An 11,420-nucleotide genomic window follows, 5' to 3' on the forward strand; every position below is an offset into this window, starting at 1 on the left:
CATCCACCAACTGGCCAATCAGCCCGTGCAGTTTATCCTTCTCTTCGCCGCTCAGGGGGATATCTGTAAGTAAGTCTTCGCGAACATATTTATTCAATGCGGCGGCATCTCCCTCTGATTTGACAGACAGAAAAGCGGCCACCACCTCCATGCTCAGCTCTGTGAAGTCTGCTAATTTTTTAGCGGGCCAGTCTGGGAAATGCACAGCGGTTTTGAGCAGGTTTAGGATGCTGTTTTTGTAGATGCCTTCCTCCCGACCTCTCTCCAAGCCTTCCTCCCGGCCCATTTCCAATAATTGTTCTAATGTACTCATCACATTCGGTTTTGTCGTGAATTCGGTGTTTTCCAGTTCCTCCAGGAATCTCTTCGGGGAGCGCTCAGCTACGCCCAGGATATACGTTATGATGGAAAGCACCTGATCGCTGTCTTCTGCCCCTTCAAAGATAAACGCTATATACTCAAAGATCAAGTCTGGCTTGTGCCGAAGCGCCATCGACAGTACAGTGGATCGGAAGTAGCTCAGGTCAAGCTTCAGCAGCACTTCCGGTGGCAAACGGTGGGCATCTTCAAACAGGAAATCAAAATCCGGCAGGTAGGGCTTCAAAACCTCACAACCAGGGTGCCCCCTAAAGATTTCTCTGATGCGCTTAGGCCGCCATGTTGCTTTCCCATTGTAAAACAATAAAGGCAGCACCGGTTCCAACGGCTGCTTTTGAGCTTTCACTTGTTCGCGCAGGAGCAGGAAAATATACAGTCCTATTTGTACAGCAACGTGCTCGTCCGGCTCTGATTTGTGCTCGAACAGCAGGCAGAAATGAAAATGCTGCCCACTGCCGCCTTTCAGCTGGCACCGGTACACGACATCAGCGCTGAACAGCTTTAAATTGGGGCGCATAGACTGCGTATTCTGCTGCTGCAGCGTATTGAGGTCAGCAATAGCAGCAATTTCAGGATAGAAATGCTGAAGATAAGCTTTGACCACCTCCGGGTCGCTCATAGCTGACTTGAAGAAGCGGTCATCTGGTTGATGGACATTTATGTTTTGGGGCATGGTACAGAGGTTGCGCCTGCCCCAAAATACAAAATTTATTTAAATAAAGTATTTTTTAACGCAAAATGTATCGAGTTGATTTATGCATCCGCCCCTTCCTTCATGCGCTCGGCATTTTCCGTCACCTTCAGCTGCTCGATGATGGGGTCGAGGTCGCCTTCAATGATGGTTTGAAGTGGGAAGTTCTTGTGCTCCCCTTCGAGGCGGTGGTCGGTGACGCGGTTTTGCGGGTAGTTGTAGGTACGGATTTTACCCGCCCGGTCGCCCGAGCCAACGAGAGATTTCCGCTTGGCGGCCTGCTCGGATTCGTACTCCTGCCGGCGGACTTCCATGATCTTTACATACAGGCGGTTTAGGGCAATTTCGCGGTTCTTGATTTGTGAGCGCCCGTCCTGGCTTTCCGAGACAATACCGGTTGGCAGGTGGGTAATCCGTACCGCTGATTCTGTCTTGTTGACGTGCTGACCACCCGCACCGCTGGAACGGTAGGTATCGACTTTAAGATCAGCCTTGTTAATATCTACGTCCTCCATCTCGAGCTTGGGCATTACGACCACAGTGGCGGCAGACGTATGCACCCGGCCCTGAGACTCTGTTTGGGGAATGCGCTGTACCCGGTGGGCACCAGATTCGAATTTCAACAAACCGTACACATCTTCACCACTGACTTCCAGGACGATTTTGTTATAACCGCCTACGGTGCCTTCGTTAACGCTTACGGCTTCCGTTTTGAGCCCCTTGGTGTCAAAGTAGCGGGAATACATACGGTAGAGATCGCCGGCAAACAGGCTGGCTTCGTCCCCCCCGGTACCGGAGCGGATTTCGAAGATCACATCTTTGGTGTCTTCGGGGTCTTTCGGGATGAGGAGCATTTTGATTTCCTCTTCCATTTGTTCTCTTTGGGGCAGGAGCTCCTCCAGCTCCATTTTAGCCATTTCACGCATTTCGCCATCTTCCTCTTTGATCATTTCCTGGGCGGTCTCAATATTGCCGAGCAACTCCGCGTAGGCGTCGTGGGCTTCCACAATAGGCTTAAGGTCTTTATACTCCTTACCAATTTTAGTGTAGCGGTCCATATCGGAAATGACTTCCGGGTCGGCCATCTGTTCTTCCAGGTAGAGGTAACGGTCTTTTATGGCTTCGAGCTTATCCAGCATGATTCTTATCGTTTGTTAAATGAGGATGGAAAAGAAAAAAAGGAGAGGGGTAGTGCGGTACACTACGCTACATGAACTGGTACGGAATGCTGTTGATGAGGTTCATTCTGCTTCAATTTGGACGGCAAAGTTAACACCTGTACCGCACAGAGAAAACAAAAAGGAGCGGAATTTGAGTTCCCTGCCCGGGCTTTCTTACTTTTGCACGTCAATATGGCTAGAATACTCCACATAGAAACGGCGACAGATATTTGCTCCATTGCAGTCAGTGATGGGTTGCAATTGCTCAGCATACAAACGGCAGATGGTGTCCGGCAGCACGCGGCACAGATCACCCTCCTGATTCAATCGGTGCTCGGACAAGCCCGCCTCTCCCTGTCAGAATTGGATGCGGTTAGTGTGAGTAGCGGCCCGGGGTCCTACACGTCCCTGCGGGTGGGTACTTCAACTGCCAAAGGCATCTGCTACACGCTGGATAAGCCCCTGATTGCCGTAGACACTTTACAATCTCTCGCCCTGGCCAGCCTGAACAAGGAACGGGAAGAAGGGCTCTATCTGCCCATGATCGATGCCCGCCGCATGGAGGTCTACACGGCTCGTTTTGATGCCACCAATGAGCGACTCACTGAAGCAGCCCCGCTTATCGTGGCAGCGGAGACCTTTCAAGAGGAGCTGGATAAAGGCATCCCGCTGATTCTTTCCGGTAACGGGGCTGAAAAATGCAAAAAGGTACTTCCGGCATCCGGAATCGTCTTTAGCCCGGTGGTTTGCTCGGCTGCGCACCTGATCCCACTAGCCTTAAAGCGGTACGAAGCGGAACAGTTTGAAGATGTGGCTTACTACAGCCCTTTCTACCTCAAGGCGCCGAATGTCACTAAATCGAAAAAGAAATTGCTTTAACTTACTGCTTTAGTATCCTTAATGTACGGATTGCCCCAAGTTCATTTTCCACCCGCAGCACATACCAGCCTTTTGGCAAGTAGGAGAGATCGACCGTCATGGTCGCGGAAACGGATGGGCCTACAGGTTGCCCTACTGCGTTGAATATGGAGACCTTAGCATTCATAGGGATATTTGCCAGCTGTACCTTGCCCTTTGTTGGGTTTGGGAATGCCACGACAGGGACTGCCTCTGGTTCTGAATCCATTGGGATTGGAGATAAAAGGTCGGTTAGCCGACCCCAGAAGCCGCTATTGGGGCCATCGCTCAGAATTGTTTCACCGTTGAAAGCGCCCGTTTTCCCAAAACTCCCCCCGGCATACAGTTGCTGCTCACTGGAGAAAGCCAGGCATTCGATCAGTCCAAAGTCATTGGTAGGCAGTGTACGCAGCCACCGGGCATCGCCATCAGGTGTAAAAGCGGCAATGAGCCCCCAGATGATGCCGTCCTCGCCTACGTCAGCACCCAGCCCATCCCAGCCAATGCTGCCCTGAAAGCCGCCACCAATGACCACGAAGTCGCGTTGTACTGCGATACTTAGCCCATCCTGTACATCAGGGCCACCCAATGCCCGTCCCCAGAGCGGTATGCCGTCAGCACTGTACTTGACCAGGAAGCAGTCGTCATTGCCATTGCTGCTTTCGATGCTGAAATCCTCAGACAGGTTCATGACGCCGATGATGTTGCCGGTAGCGTATAGGTTTCCGGCGGTGTCGATGGCAACGTCCTGCAGGTTGTCGTCAATTACGCCCCCCAGGTCACGTGCCCAGAGCGGTATGCCGGTAGGGGAGAAGGCGGCGAGAAACACATCCTGATTGAAAAAGCCAGCATCGAGCGTAGTACCGGCCAGTTCAGAAACGCCATTGAAATTACCGCCTACGCCGATTTGGCCTTCCGGGCCGACCGCCATGGCTGTAATGCGCAGGTCATCTGCTCCGCCAGCCTGACTTACCCAACGCAGTTGGCCATCGGGAGCATAGGCCGCAACAAAAAGAGAGGTGCTGCCCGGTTCGGCTTCGGTCACAAGCGTGCTGTCTCCAAGCTCCAGCGTATTTCTGAAAAAACCGGCGATGACGATTGAGCTGTCGGGCAGAACTCCTACATCGGCGATGTCTTTCAGCCCGTCACCGCTTAGGCGCTTAGCCCAAACCAAATGTCCTTGCGGGGTGAGCCGGCCCAAAAATAACGACCTTACACTGCTGCCGGTTGTCAGTACGGTATCTCCGAGGGGCAAATTGAACCAGTAGCTGCCAGCTATTGCGATGTCGCCATTTGGGAGTTCGGCTAAACCGCTTACGGTTTCGTTTTCCTGATCGCCGCCTTCCAAAAACCAGTTTAGATCGCCATTTACATCATAACCTGCCAAAAACAGGTCTGCTTTTCCGGAGCTGGGCGTGCCATCCGGGAATGCAGAAGAGCCAAAGTAAGTCCCAGCGATGAGGGTACCCCCGTCTCGTAGTGGCAGCAGGGCATCCACGGACTCAAAGTTGTCCCCATCCACGGTCCGGAGCAGTGGCCAGGTTTGGGAAAAGACCAGCACCGGGCCAAACAGAAGGAGAAGGCAGAGCGTTTTCATGCGGAATGAAGTTTTCGTGACAACTGCGGATGCACCATCCGCTCTTGAAGAATCGGTAAAATAACTAACTTCGCGCATCTTAATTGTAATCAACGTTACATACTCTATGAAAGCTAAAATGTTTTTCCCCTTTCTCACACTGTTGGCGGCACTGGCGATAAACGCCTGTGGCGGCGGTACACAAGAGCAGGGCCAAAGTGATGAGCCTGAGCTGGGTCAGACCGGCAATCCGACGATCGATGGCTTGACGCAGGCGATCGCTGCTGATCGGACTGACCCCGAGTTATACGTGCAGCGGGGCGATGTGTTTTATGAAAACCGCGGCTACGATGAAGCCATCCGCGACTATACCAAGGCCATTCAGCTGGACACGACACAGCCCGTTTATTACCATAAGCTGGCGGATGCCCATATGGACTATTTCAAATCCCGGCAGGCTGTTGAAATTCTTAAGCGTGCGGCGGAGCGCTTCCCGGAGAACATTCCCACCCTGCTGAAGCTGAGCGAATACCATCTCATTCTCACTCAATATGAGGAGTCTATGAAAGCCATCGACCGGGTGCTCAAAATTGACCCGCAGAACGCAGAAGCCTATTTTATGTTCGGGATGAACTTTGAAGAGCGGCAGGATACGGTGCGGGCCATTAACAGTTATCAAAAGGCAGTGGAGCTCGATGCGAACATTATTGATGGCTGGATCAACCTGGGGCAGCTTTACGCCGGGTTGGGCGATCCCCTGGCGCTGCGTTACTTTGATAATGCCACCCGGATCGCACCAAATGATATCACTGCCCTGCATGCCAAAGCGGATTACCTGACCACAACTAATGACCTGGAAGGCGCAGTTGAATTGTACCGTAAGATCATCACGATTGACCCGCAGTACGACGAAGCTTACTTCAATTCAGGCCTGTTGTATCTCGATATGGACTCTGTGGCTAAAGCTGAGCAACAATTCGACCTAACTGTCAAAACTTCCCCAACCCACATCAGAGGTTACTACTTTCGTGGGCTGAGCCGGGAAATGCAGGGCAAAGCAGCCGAGGCTAAAGCGGATTACGAGCAGGCCCTGCGCATGGCGCCGGACTATGAGCAGGCACAGCAACGATTGGACGGGTTAAAGGAAGCGGGTTAGGCAAATCTTTATGGGGGCAATATGTGATTTAAGGAACTCAGGTACACCATAAATGGCTAGTGAAGTACCAGATATAAATAAATCTTCCTGCTGCCCACCAAAAAACCTTCATTTTGAATCTTTACCTTTGCAGCGTTGACAGAATCTAAAATGAATACATGAGGCTGATAGACACACACGCGCATTTGTACTCCCGGAAATTTGATGCCGACCGGGCAGAGATGATGGAGCGGGCTATGGACAGCGGGGTCGACTGGTTTTTTCTGCCCAATATAGACCACGCCTCTATCGAGGGCATGCTACAGATGGAAGAAGACTATCCGGGGCAATGTTTTGCAATGATGGGCATCCATCCGTGCTCTATCAAAGAAGACTATAAGGAAGAACTGGCGGTAGTGGAAAAGTGGCTGGGAGAGCGGCCGTTTTGTGCCATCGGGGAGATCGGTATCGACTTATATTGGGACAAAACCCATTTTCGTCAGCAGCAAGACGCTTTCCGTCAGCAAATCCAATGGGCAAAATCCCTTGATATCCCGATCGTGATTCATTCCCGTGATGCTACGGCAGAAGTGCTGGAAATCCTGGAAGAGCAAAAGGACGAGCAACTTCGGGGGATTTTTCACTGTTTCACCGGTTCGCTGGAAGAAGCAAAGCGTATTATTGATTTAGATTTTTACCTGGGTATTGGAGGTGTAGTGACCTTTAAGAACGGCGGCCTGGATAAAGTGGTGAAGGATATCCGCCTGGAGCACCTGGTGCTGGAGACTGATGCGCCTTACCTGGCTCCTGCCCCCAAACGAGGCAAGCGCAATGAAAGTGCCTATGTCCGTCTGGTGGCCGAGAAGATCGCGGCCGTACAGCAGGTGCCCTTTGCGGAAGTCGCCCGTCAGACTACCGCAAATGCAGAAGCTCTGTTTAAGGTAGAGAAACTGGCTTCCCAAGCCTTATTATAATTAAGGTATAAATCAGTTTGAATAAGCGCTAATTAGGATTTGTAATATCTTTTTACAATTTTTGTGTGCCTTGATATTGGCAAAAGACGCTTAATAATTATATTTGCTCGTGCGCCGCTGGTAGAAGCGGCGTTGGAATATTGAACGGAGAGGTGCTCGAGTGGCTGAAGAGGCACGCCTGGAAAGCGTGTATACTGTAACCCAGTATCGAGGGTTCGAATCCCTCTCTCTCCGCAAGCGCAATATCTGTAGCTGGGATTTCCGGAGCAGATTTTGTACGATTTCCAACTTTAACTGGTTTGACTAACTTTTAAAAAACAATCGAAAAAACCTTATTGACTATGCGAAAATTAATAGCACTGCTGCTGGTACTCGGCTTAGCAGTTTTCTCCGGGAATTTCGTGTATGCTCAGGATGGCGATACCGACACTACTGCAACTGAGCAAATGGAAGACACCACCACCGCTGCTGAGGCAGAAGTGGACCCCATCGAGCCTGAAGCACCTGTTGATGAAGCAGGTGAAGAAGAAGCAGGCGCTGAGCAAAGCGGCTATCAAGTGCTGAAAAAGTACTTCATCGATGGTGACTGGCGCTTTATGAGTTTCGTACTCGTGTGTCTGATCCTCGGTCTTGCGTTCTGTATTGAGCGTATCATCACACTGAACATCGCAACCACCAACACCGACAAGCTGCTTGCCCGTATCGACGAGCACCTCAAGTCTGGTGATGTACAGGGCGCAATGGAAGTATGCAAGTCTACTCAGGGTCCAACTGCGAGCATCCTTTACGAAGGGCTGAAGAACGCTGATGATGGCGCTGAAGCTGTTGAAAAAGCCATCGTTTCCTACGGTAGCGTCCAGATGGGCTTGCTTGAGCGTGGTCTGGTTTGGATTTCTCTTTTCATCGCAATTGCACCGATGCTTGGCTTTATGGGTACCGTAATCGGTATGATTCAGGCATTCGACCGTATCGAGGCGGTAGGTGACCTTTCTCCTTCAGTAGTTGCTGGTGGTATTAAGGTAGCCCTTTTGACGACCGTATTCGGTCTGATCACTGCGATTATCCTGCAAATCTTCTACAACTATATCGTCTCCAAGATCGACGGTATCGTAAACAAAATGGAAGATGCATCTATCGCACTGGTAGACATCATGGCGTCAAACAACATTTTCAAGCAGTAAGAGAAACCAACTATTATGTATAAATTTCTAACCAAAAATGGTCAAACACTGGCCTTCGGTTTAGGAGTTCTGATAACCGTGATCTTCCTGATCTCTGTAGTCTCCAATATGGGTGAATTTACAGCGATGGCGGAAGAGAAGCAGATGGAAACCACCATCTTCGACTTTGGCTTGTACGGTGCGATTGCACTGGCAATCATTGCAGCCTTCGCGATGGTCATCTTCGGTCTGTTTCAGGTAGTAACCAGCTTCAAAAGCTCCATGAAGGGGATTTTAGGCTTCGCTGCGCTGCTGGTTATCTTCTTTGTCTCCTATTCTATGACAGATACAAGTGTAAGTCCATATATTCAGGGTGCTATCGACAAGTTTGAGCAAGGTGGTGCTGTATTTACCGAAGGGAACCTCAAGTTCATCAGCGGCGGCATCTCCACAACTATCGTCTTGGTAGTGGTGGCGGCAGCAGCCTTTGTGGTATCTGAGATTACTAACCTGTTCAAATAAATAAGGCATTATGGCAAAAACGAGCACCAGAGATCGGATGAGTAATGAGATCAATGCAGGCTCTATGGCCGATATTGCCTTCCTGCTCCTGATCTTCTTCCTCGTCACGACAACTATCGTCGAGGACAAGGGGATTACAGTTAAACTACCACCTTGGTCTGAAGAGGAGCCTGATATTACCAAGCTGAAAAAGCGGAATGTCTTTTCAGTACTTGTTAATGCGCAGGATCAGCTTTTGGTTCGTGGTGAACCGTCACGTGTTGAAGAACTGCGTGGACGTGCGAAAGAGTTCATTAGCAATCCCAGCAAATTAGAGAATTTGGCCGAAAAGCCTACTAAAGCCATTATTTCACTCAAAAACGACCGGGGTACATCTTATGATGCCTACCTGACCGTTTACAATGAGTTGAAAGCAGCTTACTCTGAGCTGTGGGATGAGCTCAGTCAGCGTAGATACGGTATTCCGTACAGCGAAGATATGCCCTTTGCGTACAAGAAAGCAATTCGGGAAGAGATACCTTTTGTACTCTCGGAAGCTGAACCAACAGCCTTCGGTGAGGAGTAGACGGTATGGGGATAGGTTTGGGCTTATCCCCTCAGTCGAAAAACTACCGCCTTATTTCTTTCACCCCTTTGCCTGAATGGGCAGTTAAAATTGATTAACTATGGCTAAGTTTTCTAAAAAGAGAGGAAAATCTAAACCAGAAGTTTCTACAGCTTCGCTTCCTGATATTATCTTCATGCTGCTGTTCTTCTTTATGGTGGTAACCGTACTGCGAGATGCAGAGTTGATGGTGAAGGTTTCTACACCTTACGCATCGGAGCTCACAAAGCTGGAGGAAAAGTCGCTGGTTAACTACTTGTATATCGGTCGGCCAACGCAGAAGTACCGAGACATTTACGGTACAAAGCCAAGGCTTCAACTCGGTGATAAGTTCGCTACCATTTCTGACATTCCACTGTTTCTGGAAAAGCACAAGATCAAAGTGCCGGAAGCACGTCACGGTCAGATCACTTCTTCCCTCCGCGTAGATGGTGAAGTGACAATGGGCATCGTTACGGATGTGAAGACCCAGCTTCGTAAGTCGGGCCAGCTTAAAGTGAACTACTCTGCTAAGAAGGATCCGAACGCGAAAGAATAGATTTTACTCTGTTCATTATTTCATAAAAAGCGCCTTTTACTGGACAATCATCTGGTAAAAGGCGCTTTTAGGTTTAATAGAGATCAGTAGCTACCGTAAGCGGTCCATTGACTTAACAAGTTTGTCATCCTTCTTAATAAACCGGTAAGCCAGGAAGCAGAAAAAAACCGCAATGACCGGGAATGTAGCCCCAAAGGCAAACTCAATCGCTGCTTTGCCTGCTTCCGTCAGGTTTTGAGTGAGGTAGTAAAGGGCAAATGCTAACCCTCCAATATTCAGGATGAGTGCAGAAAGGCTCGCCTTAGACTGTAAGCCACGGTTACGGAAAAGAAAAATTGCGATGAGCGCTAATGCCCCGGCCAGGCCAAAGAGCACAGAAAGCCCTACCTGATCATTCACATTGTACAACGCATCTCCAAAAATCATTGAGCTTTCAATCGCCTGTGGTGTTGTGGCAAAAGGTAGTCCAAACACACCTAGCGAAGCCCCTCCTGCCAAAAACAAGAAGATAGATTGAATTCTTTGAATCATAGTCTGTTTCGGTTGTTTAGCGCGAAGATAAGGATCATTTGAAAGACTCTCATCAGCAGGCCGTATATTAGCTTTCCGCTAAAACTATTGATACATTGCCACAACTCACTTCTTTACGTTATCAGCTCAGCTACTGGGAGCATGCTTCCTTCTTTTCGGATATTGATATCGTCATCATCGGTGCTGGTATCGTAGGGCTGAGCGCTGCGCTGCGCGCCCGGGAAAAAGCACCCAATGCCAAAATCCTTATACTGGAACGTGGCCCCTTGCCTGTGGGGGCCAGTACCCGCAATGCGGGCTTCGCCTGCTTTGGGAGTGTCTCCGAGCTGCTCGATGATATGACCGAAAGCCCGGAAGACGAGGTCTGGGCGTTGGTGGAGCGGCGCTGGAAAGGGCTGCAACGGCTTAGAGCACTCCTTGGTGATGCGGCTATCCGGTATGAACCTCTGGGTGGATTTGAACTCTTCCGTGCCGAAGAAGCGGAACGATATCAGACCTGTGCGGACCAAATTACCGGTTTCAACCGCAGACTAAAATCCATTACCGGGCTGGCAGAAACCTATCAAAGGAGGCACGATGCTGCTGCGGATTTTGGTCTGAAAGGCGTACGCTACCTGATCAAAAATCAGGCAGAAGGACAACTGCATACTGGCGAGATGGTCAGAGCCTTGCTCGAAAAGGCCCGGGCCGCTAACATTTTCATCTATACAGGCCTGGGGGTAGAAGCTGTGCACGATACAGGTACAAAAGTGGAAGTGGAAACAACCCTGGGCTGGTCCGTCAGTGCCCGACAGGTTCTGGTTTGCACCAATGGCTTCGCCCGGCAGCTATTACCTGATTTGAAAGTTCGGCCTGCCCGCAATCAGGTACTGATCACAGAGCCTGTCAAAGCGCTAAAAATCCGCGGTGCCTTTCACTACGACCGGGGCTATTTTTACTTCCGCAATATTGATAACCGCATATTACTCGGAGGCGGCCGCAATCTCGATACCGAAGCCGAGGCGACTTCTGAATTTGGCACCACACCGCTCATCCGTTCTGCCTTGGTCCGTTTGCTGCGGGAGGTTATCCTTCCCGGGCAGGACGTTGGAGTAGCTCATTGGTGGAGTGGGATACTGGGCGTTGGCCGCCGCAAACGGCCAGTCATCCGGCACATCTCTGACCGCGTAGTAGCGTCGGTGCGCCTGGGGGGCATGGGGGTCGCCATTGGCACTCTTATTGGAGAGGAAGGAATCGATGAGTTGCTAAGGTAAA

12 protein-coding genes and 1 tRNA gene are annotated in these 11,420 nt (G+C 50.3%); 9 read left to right on the forward strand and 4 right to left on the reverse strand.

Going from position 1 to position 11,420, the window contains the following annotated elements:
- Window positions 1–1,051: Rpn family recombination-promoting nuclease/putative transposase (locus MRY86_RS16320; protein WP_293570294.1), on the reverse strand; the 1,051-nt coding region annotated here is incomplete at its 3' end.
- A gap of 80 nt (window positions 1,052–1,131) precedes the next feature.
- Window positions 1,132–2,208: a peptide chain release factor 1 gene (prfA, locus tag MRY86_RS16325; protein ID WP_293570295.1), complete on the reverse strand. Its 1,077-nt coding sequence runs from the start codon at window positions 2,206–2,208 to the stop codon at window positions 1,132–1,134.
- 213 nt (window positions 2,209–2,421) lie between these two features.
- Between prfA and tsaB the strand changes: the two genes are divergently transcribed.
- Window positions 2,422–3,108, forward strand: a complete 687-nt coding sequence (tsaB, locus tag MRY86_RS16330) for a tRNA (adenosine(37)-N6)-threonylcarbamoyltransferase complex dimerization subunit type 1 TsaB (protein WP_293570296.1) — start codon at window positions 2,422–2,424, stop codon at window positions 3,106–3,108.
- Window position 3,109: 1 nt separating this feature from the next.
- Here tsaB and MRY86_RS16335 read toward each other — a convergent pair whose 3' ends face one another.
- Window positions 3,110–4,723, reverse strand: coding sequence for a T9SS type A sorting domain-containing protein (locus MRY86_RS16335; protein WP_293570297.1), 1,614 nt, complete (start codon window positions 4,721–4,723; stop codon window positions 3,110–3,112).
- 106 nt (window positions 4,724–4,829) lie between these two features.
- On the opposite strand from MRY86_RS16335, the gene MRY86_RS16340 reads away from it, so the two are divergent.
- The 7 genes from MRY86_RS16340 to MRY86_RS16370 all read left to right on the forward strand — a co-directional run bounded on the left by MRY86_RS16340 (window position 4,830) and on the right by MRY86_RS16370 (window position 9,635).
- Entirely contained in the window at window positions 4,830–5,858 is a 1,029-nt protein-coding gene (locus MRY86_RS16340; RefSeq protein WP_293570298.1) for a tetratricopeptide repeat protein, read from the forward strand.
- A 158-nt stretch (window positions 5,859–6,016) separates the two neighbouring features.
- Window positions 6,017–6,811, forward strand: a complete 795-nt coding sequence (locus MRY86_RS16345; RefSeq protein WP_293570299.1) for a TatD family hydrolase — start codon at window positions 6,017–6,019, stop codon at window positions 6,809–6,811.
- Between the two features lie 146 nt (window positions 6,812–6,957).
- Window positions 6,958–7,045 (forward strand) — tRNA-Ser (locus tag MRY86_RS16350).
- 107 nt (window positions 7,046–7,152) lie between these two features.
- Window positions 7,153–7,992 carry a MotA/TolQ/ExbB proton channel family protein gene (locus MRY86_RS16355; protein WP_293570300.1) on the forward strand — a complete coding sequence of 280 codons (840 nt, stop codon included), beginning with the start codon at window positions 7,153–7,155 and terminating at the stop codon, window positions 7,990–7,992.
- A 15-nt stretch (window positions 7,993–8,007) separates the two neighbouring features.
- Window positions 8,008–8,493 carry a hypothetical protein gene (locus tag MRY86_RS16360; RefSeq protein ID WP_293570301.1) on the forward strand — a complete coding sequence of 162 codons (486 nt, stop codon included), beginning with the start codon at window positions 8,008–8,010 and terminating at the stop codon, window positions 8,491–8,493.
- A gap of 10 nt (window positions 8,494–8,503) precedes the next feature.
- Window positions 8,504–9,058 (forward strand): biopolymer transporter ExbD, encoded by a 555-nt coding sequence (locus tag MRY86_RS16365; RefSeq protein WP_293570302.1) that lies wholly within the window; start codon window positions 8,504–8,506, stop codon window positions 9,056–9,058.
- 100 nt (window positions 9,059–9,158) lie between these two features.
- The gene (locus tag MRY86_RS16370; protein WP_293570303.1) at window positions 9,159–9,635 is read left to right on the forward strand and encodes a biopolymer transporter ExbD; all 477 of its coding nucleotides are present in this window, start codon (window positions 9,159–9,161) and stop codon (window positions 9,633–9,635) included.
- A gap of 90 nt (window positions 9,636–9,725) precedes the next feature.
- Here the strand turns inward: MRY86_RS16370 and MRY86_RS16375 are convergent, their stop codons facing one another.
- Window positions 9,726–10,166, reverse strand: coding sequence for a DUF4293 domain-containing protein (locus MRY86_RS16375; RefSeq protein ID WP_293570304.1), 441 nt, complete (start codon window positions 10,164–10,166; stop codon window positions 9,726–9,728).
- A gap of 95 nt (window positions 10,167–10,261) precedes the next feature.
- Here MRY86_RS16375 and MRY86_RS16380 point away from each other — a divergent pair, with 95 nt between their 5' ends.
- The gene (locus MRY86_RS16380) at window positions 10,262–11,419 is read left to right on the forward strand and encodes an FAD-dependent oxidoreductase (protein WP_293570305.1); all 1,158 of its coding nucleotides are present in this window, start codon (window positions 10,262–10,264) and stop codon (window positions 11,417–11,419) included.
- Window position 11,420: the final 1 nt, after the last annotated feature.

The sequence above is a fragment of the Phaeodactylibacter sp. genome (genome assembly GCF_022763345.1).
In the GTDB taxonomy this organism is placed as follows: domain Bacteria; phylum Bacteroidota; class Bacteroidia; order Chitinophagales; family Saprospiraceae; genus Phaeodactylibacter.